The organism is Micromonospora sp. WMMC264 (assembly GCF_027497275.1).
Classification (GTDB): Bacteria; Actinomycetota; Actinomycetes; order Mycobacteriales; family Micromonosporaceae; genus Micromonospora; species Micromonospora chalcea.
This window is the reverse complement of sequence record NZ_CP114907.1, coordinates 5,062,337-5,081,068: the sequence shown is the minus strand read 5'-3', so window position 1 is coordinate 5,081,068 and position 18,732 is coordinate 5,062,337. Positions and strand designations below refer to the sequence as shown.

Here is an 18,732-nt window from a genome sequence, read left to right as displayed (position 1 = left end):
GCACTCCAGGAGGTTGCGCTGAGACTCGAACTGCGCGGCATCACCAAACGGTTCGGTGATCTGGTCGCCAACGACCACATCGACCTGACGGTGGAGCCTGGAGAGATCCACGCCCTGCTCGGCGAGAACGGTGCCGGCAAGTCGACCCTGATGAACGTGCTCTACGGCCTCTACCAGCCGGACGAGGGCGAGATCCTGGTCGACGGCAAGCCGCTGAAGCTGAAGGGCCCGTCGGACGCGATCGCCGCCGGGATCGGCATGGTGCACCAGCACTTCATGCTGGTGCCGGTCTTCACCGTGGCGGAGAACGTGATGCTCGGCGCCGAGCAGGTCCGGGGGCCGTTCGCCGGCATCCTCGACCGGCGACGGGCCCGCCGCGAGGTCGCCGAGGTGTCCGAGCGGTACAACCTGCGGGTCGACCCGGACGCGGTGATCGAGGACCTGCCGGTCGGCATCCAGCAGCGGGTGGAGATCGTCAAGGCCCTCACCCGCGACGTCGACCTGCTGATCCTCGACGAGCCGACCGCCGTGCTCACCCCGCAGGAGACCGAGGAGCTGCTCGCGGTCATGCGGTCGCTCAAGGCCGCCGGCAAGTCGATCGTGTTCATCACCCACAAGCTGGGCGAGGTGAAGGCCATCGCCGACCGGATCACCGTGATCCGGCGCGGGAAGACGGTCGGCACCGCCGAGCCGAGCGCCAGCCGGGACGAACTGGCCGCGCTGATGGTGGGCCGCAGCGTCCGGCTGACCGTGGACAAGAAGCCGGCCACCCCCGGCAAGCCGGTCCTGGAGGTCTCCGGCCTGGTCGTGGACGACGACCGGCAGGTACGCGCGGTCGACGGCGTCGACCTGACCGTGCACGCCGGTGAGGTGCTCGGTGTCGCGGGCGTGCAGGGCAACGGCCAGACCGAGCTGATCGAGGCGATCATGGGCCTGCGCCCGGTGCTCGCCGGCACGATCAGCCTGGACGGCGAGCCGACGCACGGCTGGTCGACCAAGAAGGTGCTCCACGCCGGCGTCGGCTACGTGCCGGAGGACCGCAGCGTGGACGGCCTGGTCAAGGAGTTCTCCGTGGCGGAGAACCTGGTGCTGGACATCTACGACCGGCCGCCCTTCGGCAAGGGCCTGTCGCTGAAGCCCGAGGCCATCGCGAAGTCGGCCCGGGAGCGGATCGAGCAGTTCGACGTCCGTACCTCCTCGGCCGACGCCGCGGTCGGCACGCTCTCCGGCGGCAACCAGCAGAAGGTGATCGTGGCCCGGGAGCTGTCCCGGCCGCTGAAGCTCTTCATCGCGGCCCAGCCCACCCGGGGCGTGGACGTCGGCTCGATCGAGTTCATCCACAGCCGGGTCATCCGCGAGCGGGACATCGGCACCGCGGTGATGGTGGTCTCCAGCGAACTGGACGAGGTGATCGGCCTGGCCGACCGGATCGCGGTCATGTACCGCGGCCGGATCATCGGCATCGTCGGCCCGGACACCCCGCGCGAGGAGATCGGCCTGCTGATGGCCGGCATCACCCCGGACGCCGCCACCCCGGACGCCGCCACCGCGACCGAGGGCGGCCCTGGCAACGAGGACGAGGCATGACCAACCCGAACCCCGTCTCGGGCTCGCCGGACAAGGAACCGGCGACCGAGGCGCAGGAGTCGCTGAGCGAGGCCCGGGCGACGCCGACGCAGCCGGCCGGTGACACCGAGCAGACGGTGCCCGCGACTGCGACCGCGAAGAGGCCGGACCCGGCCGGGGAGTCCCGTCCCGGCATGGGCCGGATGTTCCTGGACAACCTCTGGGCGGCCAACACGGTCACCGTGACGGTGCTCGCGGTGCTGCTGGCCATGGTGGTCGGCGCGGTGCTGATCATCGTGTCCGACCCGGAGGTGCTGGCCACCTACAGCTACATCACGGCTCGCCCCACGGACGCGCTGAACGCCAGCTGGACTGTGGTCAGCGAGGCGTACGCGAACCTGTTCAAGGGCGCGATCTTCGACCCGGACGCGGTCGGCTTCACCGCCGTCATGAGCCCGATCTCGGAGACGCTCACCTACGCCGCGCCGCTCGTCTTCACCGGCCTGTCGGTGGCGCTGGCCTTCCGCGGCGGCCTGTTCAACATCGGCGCCCAGGGCCAGGCGACGATCGCCGTCATCCTGGCCGCCGTGGCCGGCTTCGCGCTTCCGCTGCCGCCCGTCGTGCACCTGCTGGTGGCGCTGATCGCGGGCGCGCTCGGCGGCGCGCTCTGGGGCTTCATCCCCGGCATCCTCAAGGCCCGGGCCGGCGCGCACGAGGTGATCAACACGATCATGCTCAACTACGTGGCGGTCTACTTCCTGTCCTGGATCATCGTCCAGAACGGGGTGCAGAACCCGAACCGGTCGGACGCGATCAGCAAGCCGGTCGACTCCACCGCGCAGCTGCCCCGCCTGCTCGGCGACGACCTGCGGGTGCACGCCGGCATCCTGCTCGCGGTGGCGGCCACCTGGTTCATCGCCTGGCTGCTCAACCGCTCCACGCTCGGCTTCGAGCTGCGGGCGGTGGGCGCGAACCCGGACGCGGCCCGCACCGCCGGCATCAGCGTGACCAAGACGTACGTGCTGGTGATGGTGCTCGCGGGCATGCTGGCCGGTCTCGGCGGCTCGACCATGGTGCTCGGCACCACCGCTACCGCGCTGACCCCGCTGGTGATCGCGCAGATCGGCTTCGACGGCATCCTGGTCGCGCTGCTCGGGCGCGTGAAGCCGTGGGGCGTGCTGCTGGCCGCGCTGCTGTTCGGCGCGCTCCAGGCCGGTGGCAACCGGATGCAGTCGTACTCCGGCATCTCGCTGGAACTGGTCACCGTGCTCCAGGCGCTCATCGTCATCTTCATCGCCGCGCCTGCCCTGGTGAAGACGATCTTCCAGCTCCGGGCGGCCCGCGCCGCCCGGTTGCAGACGAGCCTCGCGAAGGGCTGGTGAGCATGTCCACCACCGCTGTCCCCGAGGTCGCCGTTACCGCGGTCGACGAGGGTTTCTGGACCCGTAACCGGAAGATCGGCGTGGTCCTGCTGGCGCTCGGCGTGCTCGCGGCGGTGCTGTTCGGCGCGCTCGCGACCGACCAGCACGCCCGGTTCACGCTCAGCGAGACCGAGGGCGGCGCCGCCCTGGAGATCAACGGTACGGTCGGCGCGATCCTGTTCGGGCTGATCACCGCCGCGGCCGGAGGCGCGCTGCTGGCCGGTGTGCCGAAGCGCTGGTTCGCGCTGCTGCTCGGCGCCGGGCTGGTCGCCTTCGTGCTGAGCTTCCTGTGCTGGCAGGTCTCCGCCGCGCCCGAGGGCCGCAACTTCATGCCGCTGGTCAACGTCGTGCGCGGCACGTTCATCCTGGCCCTGCCGCTGATCTTCGGCGCGCTCGCCGGTGTGCTCTGCGAGCGCTCCGGCGTGGTGAACGTGGCGATCGAGGGCCAGCTCCTGATGGGCGCGTTCTCCGGCGCGCTGTTCGGCAGCATGTCCGGCAGCGTCTGGGTCGGCCTGGTGGCCGCCGCCATCGGCGGCGCGTTCATCTCGTTCCTGCTGGCCGTGTTCTCCATCCGCTACCTGGTCGACCAGGTGGTCATGGGCATCGTGCTCAACCTGCTCGCGGTCGGCATCACCGGCTTCCTCTACGAGCGGCTGATGCAGACCGACGCGGCGAAGTACAACAGCGCGCCCCGGTTCGGCAACTGGGAGATCCCGCTGCTGTCCGACATCCCGCTGATCGGTCCGGCGCTGTTCCGGGGCAACATCTTCCTCTACCTCGGCCTGCTGCTGGTGCTGGTCATCCACCTGGCGCTGTTCCGTACCCGGTGGGGCCTGCGGACCCGCTCGGTCGGCGAGCACCCGACCGCCGCCGACACGCTGGGCGTGAAGGTGCTGCGGCTGCGCTACCGCAACGTGATCCTGGCCGGTCTGGTGGCCGGTGTCGGCGGCGCCTCGTACACGCTGGCGCTCTACTCGTTCACCAAGAACATGATCGGCGGTAAGGGCTTCATCGCCCTGGCCGCGCTGATCTTCGGCCGGTGGAGCCCGACCGGCGCGCTGCTCGCGGCGCTCTTCTTCGGCTTCGCCGACCAGCTCGCCACCTACCTGGGCGCGATCGGCAGCAGCATCCCGAGCCAGTTCCTGGCGATGCTGCCGTACCTGGCGACGATCCTGGCCGTGGCCGGGCTGGTCGGCAAGGTCCGGGCGCCGGCCGCCGACGGCAAGCCGTACATCAAGGGCTGACCGCCCGCCGCGACACCGTGCCCGGCGGGGCGACCCGCCGGGCATCGTCGTCTCCGGCCGCGCCGCGACCGATCGGCGCAAATTGGGCAGAATGGGAGTCGTGATGGAGATCGACTGGGAGCGGCTGCGGGCCGCCGCCACCGAGGTCATGCGGCACGCCTACGTGCCGTACTCGAAGTTCCCGGTGGGCGCCGCCGCGCTCGTCGACGACGGCCGCGTCGTGGTCGGCTGCAACGTGGAGAACGCCGGATACGGTGTGACGCTCTGCGCCGAGTGCGGCGTGGTGTCGCAGCTGCACGCGACCGGCGGGGGCCGGATCGTGGCGCTGTCCTGCGTCGACGCCACCGGCGAGCCGCTGATGCCGTGCGGCAGGTGCCGGCAGTTGCTGTGGGAGCAGGGCGGGCCGGAGTGCCTGGTCGAGTCGAAGGGCGGGCCGCTGCGGATGGCCGAGCTGCTGCCGCACGCCTTCGACGTGGCCGACATCGAGGCGGTGACCGGCGAGCACCCGGTGCCGGTGGTGCCGGACCGGCTGGCCGCCTGGCGGGGCCGGGGCACCGTGTTCGTGCACCCCGACCTCTCGGCCGGGCAGCAGGTCTGGACGGCGTACTGGGAGCGGTCCTCCGGCGGCGCCGAGGACGCCGAGACCGGCGTGCTGGAGGAGGGCTCGACCTGGGACGACCCGGCGAGCGCGATCGAGTGGGGGTTGGCGCGTACGCCGCGCGTGGTGGTGGTGGATGCTTCGGGCACTGTCTTCTGGGCCGGTGAGGGTGAGCCTCCTACGGAGATTCCGGTTCGCTGGGGTTGAGGTTGTGGGCCGGGGCCGACCGTGCCCGGCTCCGGGCGGTCAGGCTTGATCCCTCCGCCGGGCACGGTCGGCCCCGGCCGGACCTGGTCACCGTTCGCGGGTCGGTGTGGCCACGCGCGATCAAACTGATTGGATCTTGTAAGTGAGTGCTTTTACGGCGGTTGACGTCATTCGGGCCAAGCGGGACGGGGGTGTGCTGAGCGAGGGGCAGATCGACTGGGTGGTCGACGCGTACACGAAGGGTCTGGTCGCCGACGAGCAGATGTCCGCGCTGGCCATGGCGATCCTGCTGCGCGGCATGACCGCGCCGGAGATCGCCCGGTGGACCGCCGCCATGATCGCCAGCGGCGAGCGGCTCGACCTGTCGCCGGTGGCCCGCCCGACAGTGGACAAGCACTCCACCGGCGGTGTCGGCGACAAGATCACCCTGCCGCTGACCCCGCTGGTCGCCGCCTGCGGCGCGGCCGTCCCGCAACTGTCCGGCCGGGGCCTGGGTCACACCGGCGGCACGCTGGACAAGCTGGAGTCGATCCCGGGCTGGCGGGCGGCGCTCACGAACGACGAGTTCATCGCGCAGCTCCGCGACGTGGGCGCGGTGATCTGCGCGGCCGGCGACGGGCTCGCCCCGGCCGACCGCAAGCTGTACGCGCTGCGCGACGTCACCGGCACCGTCGAGGCGATCCCGCTGATCGCCAGCTCGATCATGAGCAAGAAGATCGCCGAGGGCACGGGCGCGCTGGTGCTCGACGTGAAGGTCGGCTCCGGCGCGTTCATGAAGAACGCCGACGACGCCCGCGAGCTGGCCCGCACCATGGTCGAGCTGGGCGGCGCGCACGGCGTACGGACCGTCGCCCTGCTCACCGACATGTCCACGCCGCTCGGCCTGGCCGTCGGCAACGCGGTCGAGGTGACCGAGTCGGTGGAGGTGCTGGCCGGTGGCGGCCCGGCCGACGTGGTGGAGCTGACGCTGGCGCTGGCCCGGGAGATGCTCCACGCGGCCGGGCTGCCCGACGCCGACCCGGAGGCGGCGCTGCGCGACGGCCGGGCGATGGACGCCTGGCGGACGATGATCCGGGCGCAGGGCGGCGACCCGGACGCGCCGATGCCCACCGCGAACGAGGTCGAGGTGGTCACCGCGGCCGAGGACGGCTGGGTCGCGGAGCTGGACGCGTACGCGATCGGGGTGGCCGCCTGGCGGCTCGGCGCGGGCCGGGCCCGCAAGGAGGACCCGGTGAGCATCCCGTCCGGCGTGGTGCTGCACAAGCGACGGGGTGACCGGGTACGTGTCGGCGACCCGTTGTTCGAGCTGCGCGCCGAGCACGCCGAGCGGATCCCGGCCGCGCTGGCCGAGGCGCGCGAGGCGGTGCGGATCGCGCCGGACGCGCCGGAGGCGACGCCGCTCGTCATCGAGCGGATCGGCTGAGGGCCATGGTGCCGGGCCGGTCGGAGTCGCTATCCTCCCAGGCCAGGGGGGACCGACCGGCGAGGACCCGAACAGACAGGGACTGACCGTGCGCGTATCCGCCCCCGACCCCCGGGCCGTCCGGGAGGCGAGCCTGGACGAGCTGTCCCGGCTGGGCCTGCCGCTGCCCCCGCCGCAGTTCCCGCTGGTCTGGGAGCCGGGCGACGAGATCGAGCTGCGTCCGACGCCGGAGGTCGAGGCCCGGATCGCGGTGCTGCACGTGATCCTGGCCCGCTGCTTCGGCATGCCCGCGCAGGCGGCGATGAGCTGGCTGCTGGAGTCGCACCTGGTCGATTCGGTGACGCCGCCGGAGTGGCAGTTCGTGATGGGCGGCCGGGGTGACCACAGGTCGTTCGTGCTGCACCACGACGCGCTGTTCTCGCTGGCCTGGGTGCTCGGGCTGGCCAAGGAGCTGGACCCGACGGTGCCGGTGGACGAGCGGCTGGTCGAGCGGATGCCGAACCTGGTGGCGGGGGAGACGTTCGCCCAGTGGCAGGCCCGGATCCTGGCCGCGCCGCAGCACCCCGGGGACGCCGCCGCGCTGCTCGACCTGCACTACTGCCTGGACTGGGCGTACCTGGAGACGGAGAAGGCCGGCGGCGCGCTGCCGGGCCTGGTGGACGCCAACGCGATCGGTCAGCGCCGGTGGGCGCTGGAGTGGGCGGTGGTGCTGCGCGGGCCGTACCACGACGAGCCGCCGGGCTGGGAAGAGGTCGACCTCTCCACCTGAGCCGGGTCAGCGCGGGCGGTGCACGCCGAGCCGGACCGAGAGCGTGACCGGGACCGGCTCGGGCAGCGCGGCGACGCGCGCGGCGAGCCGTTCCGGTTCGGCGTGCCAGGCGCTCGGTCCCATCCCGACGAGCGTGGTGACCTCGGCGCGGGTCAGCGCGAGGCGGGCCCGGTGCCCGGTCGCGGACTCCTCGGCGAAGTGGGCGCCGAGGCTGCCCGCGACCCGGTCGGCTTTGGCCGGGTCCACCCGCAGCAGGTCCAGCGCCTCGACCAGTTCGGCCAGGTGGTCGGCGGCCGGGGTGACGACGAGCAACGCGCCGCCGGGGTCGAGCACCCGGTGGAACTCCGGGCCGTTGCGCGGCGCGAACACGTTCAGCAGCACGGCCACCGACCGGTCGGCCAGCGGCAGGCGCTGCCAGGTGTCGGCGAGCGCGGCGGCGGCCCGCGGGTGGGCGCGGGCCGCGCGGCGCAGCGCCGGCTTGGAGACGTCCAGGGCCAGGCCGGCGGCCTCCGGCAGCGCCGCCAGCACCGCCGCGAGGTAATGCCCGGTCCCGGCGCCGGGCTCGACCACCAGGGGGTACGGGTCGACGCCCGCGACGCGTACCGCTGTGGTCGCGAGCGCGGCGGCGACGGCGTCGTAGTGGCCGGCGGCGAGGAAGTCGGCGCGGGCGGCGACCATCTCGGCGCTGTCCCCGGTGTGCGGGGAGCGGCCGGCGAGCAGGTTGACGTACCCCTGCCGGGCGGTGTCGAAGCTGTGCCCGCGGGGGCAGCGCAGGGCGCGGGTGGTGCCGGCGGTGGCGGCGGTCAGCGGTTCGGCGCAGACCGGGCAGCGCAGCCGGGCGAGGATGCGGTCGTCCACGCCTCAGTCCTTCGCTTCCGGGCGGCCGGTGGGGCGGCCGGTGAGGTGGTCGACCACCCGGTGGCTGAGCGTGCCGAGCGCGGCCAGCTCCGCCGGGGTGAGCAGGTCGATCAGGTGCCGGCGTACGGCGGCGACGTGCCCGGGCGCGGCGGCCTCGACGGCCTGGCGCCCGGCCGGGGTGAGCGTGACGACCGAGCCGCGGCCGTCGGTGGCGCACTCCTCCCGGGTGACCAGGCCACGCTGCTGCATCCGGGAGATGTGGTGGGACAGGCGGCTGCGGGACCAGAGCATGCGGTCGGCCAGCTCGCTGAGCCGCAGCCGCTGCTCCGGGGTCTCGGACAGGTCGCTCAGGACGTCGTAGTCCGGCTCGGAGAGGCCGGCGTCCTGCATCAGTTCCCGGGCCAGTTCCAGGTCGAGCAGGCGTCGCATGCGGCGGTAGCCGCGCCACGCGCGGTCCTCCTGCTCGTCCAGCCAACGCGGTTCGTCCACGGACCGATCCTACCGGTTTTGTTGACATGTCACCAAGTTGCGGTCTAGCTTGATGACATGTCAACCAAACTGCCGTCGCGGCTGGTGCGGCTGTTCGCCGGCCTGGCCCTGTTCGGCGTCAGCGTCGCGCTGATGGTCCGCGCCGACCTCGGGCTCGCGTCCTGGGACGTGCTGCACCAGGGGCTCGCCGAGCGCACCGGCCTGCCGATGGGCGTGCTGGTCAACGGCGTGGCGCTGCTGGTGCTGCTGCTGTGGATCCCGCTGCGGCAGCGCCCGGGCGTCGGCACCGTGGCGAACGTCGCGCTCGTCGGCCTGGCCCTCGACGCGACGCTGGCGCTCCTGCCGCCGGTCGCCCCGCTCGCCGGCCGGATCGGTCTGCTGGTCGCGGGCGTCCTGCTCAACGGCCTCGCCACCGCGCTCTACCTCGGCGCCCGCCTCGGCCCCGGCCCGCGGGACGGGCTGATGACCGGCCTGGCCGCCCGCGGCCTGCCGCTCGGCCCGGCCCGCACCGCGATCGAGGTGACGGTGCTGGCCGTCGGCTGGCTGCTCGGCGGCGTCGTCGGCCCCGGCACCCTGCTCTACGCGATCGGCATCGGGCCGATCGTCGCCTGGCTCGTTCCCCGGCTCACCGCGCCGGCCCCGGCCGCCGCCCCGACAGGAGTGACCTCACCATGCCCCGCCTGAACGTCGTCGTCGCCAGCACCCGCCCCGGCCGGGTCGGCCGTCGCATCGGTGACTGGTTCACCGCCGCCGCCGTCCGCCACGCCGGCTTCGACGAGGTGCGCCTGCTCGACCTGGCCGAGGTCGGGCTGCCCTTTCACGACGAGCCGCACCACCCGTCCGAGCGGAACTACGTGCACGAGCACACCCGCGCCTGGAGCGCCGAGATCGACGCCGGGGACGCCTTCGTGCTGGTGATGCCGGAGTACAACTACGGCTTCAGCGCGCCGCTGAAGAACGCGATCGACTACCTCTACCACGAGTGGCAGCACAAGCCGGTGGGCTTCGTCAGCTACGGCATGACCTCCGGGGGCCTGCGCGCGGTGCAGATGATCAAGCAGGTGGTGACGACGCTGAACATGACCCCGGTCAACGACCAGGTGGTCGTCTTCCTCCGGCAGTCGCTGGACGAGTCGGGCGAGCTGCGACCCGACCCTGGCCGTGAGGAGGCCGCCGCGCTCATGCTGGATCAGCTCGCCCGGCTGGCCGCCGCGCTCGCCCCGCTGCGGGTGACCGCATGAGCGCCCGGCTGTGGGAGCTGTTCGGCGAGCGCGGGCGCGGGGTGCTCGTCACCCTGCGCCGCGACGGCCGGCCCCAGCTGTCCAACCTCGACTACCTGGCCGAGCCCGGCCTGATCCGCTGCTCCACCACCGACGGCCGGGCGAAGGTGCGCAACCTGCGCCGCGATCCCCGGGCCAGCTTCCACGTGGCCACCGCCGACGGCGGGGCGTACGCGGTGGCCGAGGGCACCGTGACGCTCACCCCGCCGGCCGCCGCCATCGACGACGCGACGGTCGACGAGCTGGTCGAGGTGTACCGGCGCATCCGCGGCGAGCACCCGGACTGGGCCGAGTACCGGGCCGCCATGGTGGCCGACGGGCGGGTGGTCCTGCGGCTGGCGGTGGAGCGGGTGTACGGCTGGCGGCCCTGAACCGGCCCGGTCCACCGTCGCGCCCGTACCGGGGGTGACTAGGGTCGGAGCATGGTCGCAATCTCGTACGAGGACATCGTCAAGGTCCCGAAGGCGCTGCTGCACGATCACCTCGACGGCGGCCTGCGGCCCGCGACGATCGTCGAGCTGGCCGCCGAGGTCGGCCACGAACTGCCCACCACCGACCCGGCGGCGCTCGGTGTCTGGTTCACCGAGGCGGCGAACTCCGGCTCGCTGGAGCGCTACCTGGAGACGTTCGCGCACACGGTGGCGGTCATGCAGACCGCCGGCGCGTTGCGCCGGGTCGCCCGCGAGTGCGCGCTGGACCTGGCCGCCGACGGTGTGGTCTACGCCGAGGTGCGGTTCGCCCCGGAACAACACCTGGAGCAGAACCTGACGCTGGACGAGGTGGTCGACGCGGTGGTCACCGGGTTCCGGGAGGGCAGCGCGCTGGCCGCCGAGGCGGGCACCCCGATCCGGATCGGCACGCTGCTCACCGCGATGCGGCACGCCGCCCGGTCGCAGGAGATCGCCGAGCTGGCCGTGCGGCACCGCGACACCGGGGTGGTCGGCTTCGACATCGCCGGCGCCGAGGCGGGCTTCCCGCCCACCCGGCACCTGGACGCGTTCGAGTACCTCCAGCGGGAGAACTTCCACTTCACCATCCACGCCGGTGAGGCGTTCGGCCTGCCGTCCATCTGGCAGGCGATCCAGTGGTGCGGCGCCGACCGGCTCGGCCACGGCGTACGCATCGTCGACGACATCACCCCCGGCAACCCGCCGGTGCTGGGCCGGCTGGCCGCGTACGTGCGGGACAAGCGCATCCCGCTGGAGCTGTGCCCGTCGTCGAACGTGCAGACCGGTGCCGCGGCCTCGATCGCCGACCACCCGATCGGGCTGCTGCGCGACCTGCGGTTCCGGGTGACTGTGAACACCGACAACCGGCTGATGAGCGGCACCTCGATGTCGCGGGAGATGGCGCTGCTGGTGGAGGCCTTCGGCTACGGCTGGAAGGAACTCCAGTGGTTCACCATCAACGCGATGAAGAGCGCGTTCATCCCGTTCGACGAGCGGCTGCGGATCATCGACGAGGTGATCAAGCCGGCGTACGCCGAGCTGATCGGCTGATCACGACTGGCGGGGGTGGCCGGAGAGCAGTGCGGCCACCCCGCGCAGCACCTGACCGGCCCGGGCCGCCTCGGCACCGAGCCCGGTCTGCCGGCGCAGCACGGCCGGCTCGGCACGCAGCAGCGCGACCCCGCGCCGGAGCAGCACCCGGGGCGCCTTGCGCTGCTCGGCGAGGTCCCGGGCGAGGCGGCGCAGGAACGTCGCGCCGCGGGGGCGGCGCAGCGCGTACGCGCCGGCGAGCACGCCCTGCCGGCGGCACTCGGCCACGATCTCGGCGGCGAAGATCCCCTCGGCGACAAAGATTGGCGATCCGTCGATGTCGAATGGCCGGGTGGCCACCCTGCGGTCCGCGCCGATCGCATAAACCGGCACTTCGGCCTTGCCCTCCCGAGCCAGTCGGGTGATTGTTTGCACCGCCATGTCCGCATCCCAGGACAGTGGGGACTCCCAATCCACCTGTCCGTTCCGACGCGGACACGTAGGGTCGTCGCCGTCCTTGTAGAAGTCGTCCAGGCAGAGCACCGGAAGTCCGGTTCGCTGCGCTATGTATGACTTTCCTGACCCGGAGGGGCCAGCGAGCAGGACAACGCGATGCGGGTGTTCCATTACCTTCAGTGACTCCGGCCAGACGGATAGCTATCAAATTGCATCAACATCTCATCACACCTCCGGTGAGGGACAACCTGGTCTTTCTCTTTGCGGGGCGGCGTGATGGAATCTCGGAGGTCCGACCCGCCGGGTCGGTCGCTCGGCGTTGCCCTCAGGTGACGTCGGGCGCGGTAATGCGAGGGCGGTGACGTGAGCAAACGGCCAACGACGGCGGGCTCCTTCCTGTCGCGGCTGCGCCGGCCGATGAGTCGGCTGCGCGACATGCCGATCTGGTCCAAGCTCGGTCTGATCATGATCGTGCCGACCATCGCCACGGTCGTGGTGGGCACCAGTGGTCTGGTCGACCACCTGGAGACGCTCAACAATGCCAACCGTGCGGGGGACCTGGCCAATCTGATCGGCTACTCGGGTGACCTGATCGACACGGTGCAGGACGAGCGGGTCGGCGCCGTGCTCTTCCTCGGCGCGAAGGAGTTCCAGACCCGGGCGCAGTACCAGGAGGGCTACAACCGGGCCAACCAGCGGGTGGACCAGGCGAAGTCGCCGTACCTGCGGCAGCGTGGCGAGATCGACGACCTGCCGCGCAACTTCGTCGGGCTGCTGGACGCGATCGACACCCAGCTGAAGGACCTCCCGGCGACGCGCAGCCAGGTGCTGAACGGCAAGCTCAAGATCAATGACGCCGACCTGACCTACCGGCAGCTGATCGAGGACCTGCTCGCGATCCGCGACTCCGCCACCCAGCTCGCCGGCGACAACGACCTGAGTGACCGGATGCGCGCGGCGGCCGCTGTCGCCCGGCAGAAGGAATTCCTGACCCAGCGCCGCGTGGTCGTCCACCAGGCGATCACCCAGAACCAGTACACCCCCGCGCTGCGCGAGCAGTTCATCGCCAGCGGCACCGGCCAGTCGCAGGCGTTCGCGACGTTCCAGGCGGTAGCCACCGACCCGGACAAGCTGTTCTACGACCAGACCGTCTCCGGGCCGGACCTGCGCCGGGCGGAGCTCTACACGAGTTTCATCTCGGGCAACAACAGCGGCTCGATGGAGAACGCCCAGTTCGGCGCGGACCAGTGGGACCAGGCCATGGTCGCCAACGCGAAGCTGATGCGGACGGTGGAGTCCCGCCTCGACGGCAACGTGGTCCGGCAGGCCGACGCGCTGCGCTCGGACACCCAGCGCCAGGTGTTCCTGGAGACCGGCCTGCTGCTCACCATGCTGCTGCTGGCCATCCTGTTCGCGTACCTGGTCGCCCGCTCGATGGCCCGCTCGCTGCGCGACCTGCGCCAGGGCGCCCTGGCGGTGGCCCAGTACGGGCTGCCGCAGGCCGTCGCCCGGCTGCGTGACCCGCAGGTGACCGGCCAGCTCACCCCGGTGCAGCTGGCCAACCAGATCGCCGAGCCGCTGCCGGTGCGCAGCAAGGACGAGTTCGGCCAGGTGACCGAGGCGTTCAACGCCGTCCACCTGGAGGCCGTCCGGACCGCCGCCGAGCAGGCCGCCCTGCGGGCGTCCGTCGCGACCATGTTCGTCAACCTGGCCCGCCGCTCGCAGATCCTGGTCGACCGGCTGATCGGCCACCTCGACCGGCTGGAGCGCGGCGAGGAGGACCCGGACCGGCTGGCCGAGCTGTTCCAGCTCGACCACCTCGCCACCCGGATGCGCCGCAACGACGAGAACCTGCTGGTGCTCGCCGGCGCGGACTCCACGCGTGTGCAGCGCGAGCCCGCCGCCCTGATCGACGTGCTCCGCGCCGCCCAGTCCGAGGTCGAGCACTACACCCGGATCGAGTTCGGGGTGATCGACCGGGACATCGAGGTCGCCGCCCACGCGGTGAACGACCTCGTGCACCTGGTCGCCGAGCTGTTCGACAACGCGACCGCGTTCTCCCCGCCCGACTCCCAGGTCATGGTGGAGGCCCGCCGGGTCGGCGACCGTGCCTCCCTATACGTGGAGGACCGGGGCATCGGCATCAGCCCGGAGCAGCTCCGGGACCTCAACGAGCGGCTGGCCACGCCGCCGCAGGTGGACGTCGCGGTCTCCCGGATGATGGGTCTGGTCGTGGTGGCGCGGCTGGCCGCCCGCCACGGCGTCCGGGTCGAGCTGCGACCGGGCACCGACCGGGGCACCGTCGCCGACGTGACGCTGCCCACCACGGTCCTGGTGCCGCGTGCCCTGGCCGGGCGTGGTCCGGGCGCGCCGGCCCTGCCGCCCGCCGCCCCGCAGCAGAGCGGACCGACGCCCGCCTTCGGCGCCCTGGCCGCTTTCGGCAACAACAACCCGCAGAGCCTGCCGCCGGCCCCGCACCCGGGCGCCTCCGGCAACCAGGTCACGCTCGGCGGACGCGCCTTCGACCCGGCGCCGCGCAACGGCTCGGGCACCCCGACGAACGCCGGTGGCGCTCGCGCCATGCCGGCCTGGTCCGACCTGACCGGCGCCAACCCGGGCGACGGGGACGGCGGGTTCGGCTCCCGGCCCTCGTCCGGTTCCGGGTTCGAGCCGCTGCCCCAGCGGCGCAACCCGGCCGAGGGCGACCCGGGCACCAGCGGCCAGCAGCCGGCGATCCCGCGCCAGCTGCCGAGCAGCCCCGAGGCGCGGCCCTACAGCCCGCCGCCGGTCTCCGCGCCGCCGGTCCCGCCGGTGTCGGCGCCGCCGCTGCCGCCGGTCTCCGGCGCCCCGGCCGCCGGCAACCCGCTGCCGTACCGTCCGGTCTCGGCCGCCCCGGTCTCCGGCGACCCGTTCTCCGGCCGTCCGGTCTCCGCGGCGCCGGTCTCCGGCGACCCGTACACGGGCCGTCCGGTCTCCGCCATGCCGGTCTCCGGGCAGCCTACGTCGGCCGCGCCGGTCTCCGGCCAGCCGGCCGCCGGCTACCAGGTCTCCGCGCCGCCGGCGAACCAGCTGCCGGCGCGACCGGTGACGCCCGGGCCGGGCGTCGGTGCGCCGCCGGTCTGGCCCCCGGTCACTCCGGCCCCGGCCCCCGCGGCGCCGGAACGGCCCACCAGCGGCATGGACATGACCACCGAGCTGCCCCGGGTGCCGCGCACGGAGATGCCGGCCACCGCGCAGCCCGCGACCGGCCAGCCGTCGGCCGCCGGCCCGGCGACGAACCAGCCGGCTGCCACCCCGGCGACCAACCGGCCGGCTGCCGCCCCGGCGGCGCGACCGGGCCCGGCAGCGCAGCAGCAGGGCAACCGCCAGCGGTACGCCGACGAGACGATGGAGCTGCCGATCTTCCGGGAGCTCGAGTCGGCGTGGTTCCGTACCCGCCGGCCCGGGCCCCACGAGGAGGCGGCGGCCCCGGCCCCGGCCCCGACGACGAACGGCGGCGACGCCACCCAGCAGTTCGCCAAGGTGGACACCGCCGGCCGGCCCGTGCCGCAGCCGACACCCGCAACGACAGGTAACGCACCGATGGCACACACTCCGACGGCCGGCGGAGCACCGCGTGACAACGGCGCGGCGAACGGGAACACCCGTCCCGCGTACGGCGGAGGGCTGCCCACCCGGCAGCCGACCGCGTCGCCGCAGTCCTCGCCCTGGCAGACCGCGGCCGACGACGGCTGGCGCGCCGCCTCGGCGGCCACCGAGGTGCCGGTCGCGGAGACCACCCAGAAGGGCCTGCCGAAGCGGAAGCCGATGGCGCAGCTCGTGCCCGGCAGCATCGACAAGCCTTCTGCCTCGGTGCAGCGGCGGACGCCGGAAGGCGTCCGGGGCCTGCTGTCGGCCTACCATCGGGGCGTGCAGCGCGGGCGTAACACCGACAGCAACACGACCGGCCCGGAGGGCACTCCGGGCGGGCAGCAGTCCTCGCAGTCTGGCTCAGGCCCGGTGGCCGGGAGCGGGCAGAAGGAGCAACAAGGATGACTACTACGCAGGATCTCGGATGGCTGCTCGCCAACTTCGCCGACCGGGTGCCCGGTGTGGCGCACGCGGTCGCGGTCTCGGCCGACGGCCTGCTTCTCGCCTCGTCCCGTGACCTTCCGCGGGACCGCGCCGACCAGCTCGCCGCGATCGCGTCCGGTCTGGTCAGCCTGACCCAGGGCGCGGCCCGCTGCTTCGAGGGCGGAGCGGTGTTGCAGACAGTCGTCGAGATGGACAACGGATTCCTGTTCCTGATGTCCATCTCCGACGGTTCGTCGTTCGCGGTGCTGGCGGCGCGGAGCTGCGACGTGGGTCAGGTCGGGTACGAGATGGCCCTGCTCGTGGACCGGGTGGGCGATGCCCTGACGCCGCAGCCGCGCACGGCTGTGGGGATGATGGGCTGAATGACGCGCTGGCCGGTGGGTCAGGTGCGGGAACAACAACGACAGCGACGGATGTCACCGGGGCGAGCCGGTGCCGGGTACGAGGGAGGTGAGCGGCGACATGGCGGATCGTGACGAGCCGACCGGCGCATTGGTCCGGCCGTACGCCGTCACCCGTGGTCGTACCCGTCCCCGGCTCGACATCGCCCTGGAGGCGCTCGTCGAGACGACGGTGCGCGGCCGAGCGGTTGCCACTGGCAATGGTGGCCACGGTCGTGAACACCAGTACATCGCCGCGTTGTGTGACGGACGTGTGCAGTCGCTCGCCGAAATCGCGGCGCGGATGCAGCTTCCGCTCGGCGTGGCCCGGGTGCTCATCGCCGACATGGCGACGGACGGCCTGGTCGCGGTCCACGAGCCGACCATTTTGGACGACTCCGACGACGCGGTGGGCACTGAACTGCTGGAGAGGGTGCTGAGTGGACTTCGCAGGCTCTGACATGTCGCACCGGCCGCCGGCCCCGAGCGGCCGAGTGACGTCGGCGAAGATCGTTATCGCCGGTGGGTTCGGCGTCGGCAAGACGACGCTGGTCGGCTCGGTCTCCGAGATCACGCCGCTGACCACCGAGGCGATCATGACCTCCGCCGGTGTCGGCGTCGACGACACCCGGCAGGTGCCGGGCAAGACGACGACCACGGTGGCGATGGACTTCGGTCGTATCTCGATCGACCGGGATCTGATCCTGTACCTGTTCGGTACGCCGGGTCAGACGCGGTTCTGGTTCATGTGGGACGAGTTGGTCCGGGGTGCGATCGGCGCTGTGGTGCTGGTCGACACCCGGCGGCTCGCCGACTGCTTCGCCGCCATCGACTTCTTCGAGCACCGGCGGCTGCCGTACCTGGTGGCCATCAACTGCTTCGACGGCATGCAGTACCACGATCCGCAGGACGTCCGGGACGCGCTGGCGATCTCCCGCGACGTGCCGGTGGTGCCGTGCGACGCCCGTAACCGGGAGTCCACGAAGCACGTGCTGATCTCGCTGGTCGAGTACGTGCTCACCATGCGGCGCTCGCGGGCCGTCGCACCCGCCTGACCGACGCGCGGAAGCGCCCGGCGGCCTGAGGCCACCGGGCGCTTCTTGCCGTCCGGGGACGGACACGGTACGCGGTCGCCCGGTGACCTCCAGGAAGGAATCGCCGGGCGGCGCTCCGGGTCAGCCGAGACGCGTCCAGCCGCCCCGGTAGACCTGGTAGACGGCGAGCGAGTCGGGTTCCATGCCACCGTGCCGCGCGGCGGTGAACGCGTACCCGCCCGCGATGCCCTGGACCGCCTGCGCCTGGAGCAGCGCCCGCAGGCGGCCCCGGTCCAGGCTCGTCGCCATCCGCGCCGACCACGCGAGGAGCTGGAGGGCGTCCGAGGCGTACGGGGCGAAGCCGGGGCTGCCGCCGTGCCGCTGGGTGTAGCGGGTGGCGAAGTCCCGCCGGGCCAGCTGCGCCGTGGTGGTGGCGGTCACCGCGGAGATGTCCAGGCAGGCCGGGTGCACGGCGTATGCGCCCTCCACGGCGGCGGCGTTGGCCCCCTGCACGGTGTCGTCGGCGACCGCGCCGGCGTCGAAGAAGATCGGGCCGCGGTGCCCGGCGGCGCGCAGCTCCCGTGCCGCGGCGCCGGAGTCCGGCGCGGTGGCCCAGACGACCACGCCGTCCCGCTCGCCACCAGCGACGCGGTCGGCGGCGGCGCGGAAGCGTCGGCCGGTCGCCGGCAGGCGTACCGTGCGGGCCAGGTCGGTGCTGCTGTCCGCGAGGGCCTCCCGCATCGCCCGCACACCCGAGTCGCCGTGCAGCCCGTCGGCGGCGAGCAGGGACACCTTCCGGACCTTCATGGACTCGAACAGCTCCACCAGGCGGCGTGCCATGTCCACGGCGTCCGGCGTGAGCTTGTAGGTGAACGTGCGCTCGTCGAGCGGCAGCGCGATGCGGTCACCGTAGCCGAGCGATAGGAAGGGCGTCTTGACCTGCTGGGCGGCCGTTGCCAGGGCGACGGAGGTCTCGCCGAGCACGCCGCCGATCAGGGCCTGCGCGCCGGCCCGGGTCAGCTCGGCGGCATGCCGGGCGGCGACCTGCGGGTTGCTGCCGTTGTCCAGGATCTGGAGCCGGACCGACCGGACCAGGTTCCCGACCGGGATGCCGGTGCGGTTGAGCGAGTCGGCGGTGAGCTGCAGGGCCTGCCGCTGGGCGACGCCGAGCACCGATCCCGCGCCGGTGAGCTCCAGGCTCGCCCCGACGATCAGATCCTGGTCGCTCGGCGCGCTGCTGGACGGGCCGTCCTCCGGCCGTTGGCCCTGCGGCGCGCAGCCGGCGAGCAGCACGCTCCCGGCCGCGGCGGCGAGGACGCCCCGCCGGGTGAGCACAGTGGAGTCGAACGCCGGTGTCGCCATTGGAATCGCCTTCCCACCCCGGCGAACAGGCGCCGCCGCTGGTCCGCCGGGTATGTTCCCGGCCGGTCCAGCTCAGCGTCAAATCGCCCAGGT

At 72.8% G+C, this 18,732-nt stretch carries 18 protein-coding genes; 14 read left to right on the top strand and 4 right to left on the bottom strand.

Annotated elements, in window-relative coordinates; all coding sequences use genetic code 11:
• The first annotated feature begins 18 nt into the window (after window positions 1–18).
• The 6 genes from O7542_RS22130 to O7542_RS22105 all read left to right on the top strand — a co-directional run bounded on the left by O7542_RS22130 (window position 19) and on the right by O7542_RS22105 (window position 7,228).
• Window positions 19–1,587: an ABC transporter ATP-binding protein gene (locus tag O7542_RS22130; protein WP_181373783.1), complete on the top strand. Its 1,569-nt coding sequence runs from the start codon at window positions 19–21 to the stop codon at window positions 1,585–1,587.
• Window positions 1,584–2,948 (top strand): ABC transporter permease, encoded by a 1,365-nt coding sequence (locus O7542_RS22125; protein ID WP_069087178.1) that lies wholly within the window; start codon window positions 1,584–1,586, stop codon window positions 2,946–2,948. The genes O7542_RS22130 and O7542_RS22125 overlap by 4 nt, the downstream gene beginning before the upstream one ends.
• Before the next feature lie 2 nt (window positions 2,949–2,950).
• Window positions 2,951–4,231: an ABC transporter permease gene (locus tag O7542_RS22120; RefSeq protein WP_043326769.1), complete on the top strand. Its 1,281-nt coding sequence runs from the start codon at window positions 2,951–2,953 to the stop codon at window positions 4,229–4,231.
• 103 nt (window positions 4,232–4,334) lie between these two features.
• Window positions 4,335–5,036: a cytidine deaminase gene (locus tag O7542_RS22115; protein ID WP_166455874.1), complete on the top strand. Its 702-nt coding sequence runs from the start codon at window positions 4,335–4,337 to the stop codon at window positions 5,034–5,036.
• A gap of 142 nt (window positions 5,037–5,178) precedes the next feature.
• Window positions 5,179–6,459, top strand: a complete 1,281-nt coding sequence (locus O7542_RS22110; protein ID WP_043326767.1) for a thymidine phosphorylase — start codon at window positions 5,179–5,181, stop codon at window positions 6,457–6,459.
• An 88-nt stretch (window positions 6,460–6,547) separates the two neighbouring features.
• Window positions 6,548–7,228 (top strand): DUF4272 domain-containing protein, encoded by a 681-nt coding sequence (locus tag O7542_RS22105; RefSeq protein WP_043326765.1) that lies wholly within the window; start codon window positions 6,548–6,550, stop codon window positions 7,226–7,228.
• A 6-nt stretch (window positions 7,229–7,234) separates the two neighbouring features.
• Here the strand turns inward: O7542_RS22105 and O7542_RS22100 are convergent, their stop codons facing one another.
• Window positions 7,235–8,086, bottom strand: a complete 852-nt coding sequence (locus O7542_RS22100; RefSeq protein WP_064447620.1) for a putative RNA methyltransferase — start codon at window positions 8,084–8,086, stop codon at window positions 7,235–7,237.
• A gap of 3 nt (window positions 8,087–8,089) precedes the next feature.
• Window positions 8,090–8,575, bottom strand: a complete 486-nt coding sequence (locus O7542_RS22095; RefSeq protein WP_043326762.1) for a MarR family transcriptional regulator — start codon at window positions 8,573–8,575, stop codon at window positions 8,090–8,092.
• Between the two features lie 57 nt (window positions 8,576–8,632).
• Here O7542_RS22095 and O7542_RS22090 point away from each other — a divergent pair, with 57 nt between their 5' ends.
• Genes O7542_RS22090 through O7542_RS22075 form a run of 4 tightly spaced genes read left to right on the top strand, consistent with a single transcriptional unit; the run spans window position 8,633 to window position 11,354 of the window.
• Window positions 8,633–9,259: a hypothetical protein gene (locus O7542_RS22090; protein ID WP_104113223.1), complete on the top strand. Its 627-nt coding sequence runs from the start codon at window positions 8,633–8,635 to the stop codon at window positions 9,257–9,259.
• The gene (locus tag O7542_RS22085) at window positions 9,247–9,816 is read left to right on the top strand and encodes an NAD(P)H-dependent oxidoreductase (RefSeq protein ID WP_064447622.1); all 570 of its coding nucleotides are present in this window, start codon (window positions 9,247–9,249) and stop codon (window positions 9,814–9,816) included. Before O7542_RS22090 ends, O7542_RS22085 begins: the two co-directional genes overlap by 13 nt.
• Complete coding sequence (locus tag O7542_RS22080) at window positions 9,813–10,226, top strand: PPOX class F420-dependent oxidoreductase (protein ID WP_166455833.1); 414 nt, start codon at window positions 9,813–9,815, stop codon at window positions 10,224–10,226. Before O7542_RS22085 ends, O7542_RS22080 begins: the two co-directional genes overlap by 4 nt.
• A gap of 51 nt (window positions 10,227–10,277) precedes the next feature.
• Entirely contained in the window at window positions 10,278–11,354 is a 1,077-nt protein-coding gene (locus tag O7542_RS22075; protein WP_043326756.1) for an adenosine deaminase, read from the top strand.
• Here the strand turns inward: O7542_RS22075 and O7542_RS22070 are convergent, their stop codons facing one another.
• Window positions 11,355–11,693, bottom strand: a complete 339-nt coding sequence (locus O7542_RS22070) for a hypothetical protein (protein WP_223201242.1) — start codon at window positions 11,691–11,693, stop codon at window positions 11,355–11,357.
• A 459-nt stretch (window positions 11,694–12,152) separates the two neighbouring features.
• Here O7542_RS22070 and O7542_RS22065 point away from each other — a divergent pair, with 459 nt between their 5' ends.
• From O7542_RS22065 to O7542_RS22050, 4 genes are all read left to right on the top strand, one after another.
• A complete protein-coding gene (locus O7542_RS22065; RefSeq protein ID WP_281605159.1) occupies window positions 12,153–15,824 on the top strand; it encodes a nitrate- and nitrite sensing domain-containing protein in 3,672 nt (1,223 codons plus the stop codon).
• Window positions 15,821–16,225: a roadblock/LC7 domain-containing protein gene (locus tag O7542_RS22060; RefSeq protein WP_013283992.1), complete on the top strand. Its 405-nt coding sequence runs from the start codon at window positions 15,821–15,823 to the stop codon at window positions 16,223–16,225. The genes O7542_RS22065 and O7542_RS22060 overlap by 4 nt, the downstream gene beginning before the upstream one ends.
• A 100-nt stretch (window positions 16,226–16,325) precedes the next feature.
• The gene (locus O7542_RS22055) at window positions 16,326–16,703 is read left to right on the top strand and encodes a DUF742 domain-containing protein (RefSeq protein WP_030501200.1); all 378 of its coding nucleotides are present in this window, start codon (window positions 16,326–16,328) and stop codon (window positions 16,701–16,703) included.
• 1 nt (window position 16,704) lies between these two features.
• A complete protein-coding gene (locus O7542_RS22050) occupies window positions 16,705–17,298 on the top strand; it encodes an ATP/GTP-binding protein (RefSeq protein WP_030501201.1) in 594 nt (197 codons plus the stop codon).
• A gap of 120 nt (window positions 17,299–17,418) precedes the next feature.
• On the opposite strand, the gene O7542_RS22045 is transcribed toward O7542_RS22050, so the two are convergent.
• Window positions 17,419–18,639, bottom strand: a complete 1,221-nt coding sequence (locus O7542_RS22045; RefSeq protein WP_281605158.1) for an ABC transporter substrate-binding protein — start codon at window positions 18,637–18,639, stop codon at window positions 17,419–17,421.
• Window positions 18,640–18,732: the final 93 nt, after the last annotated feature.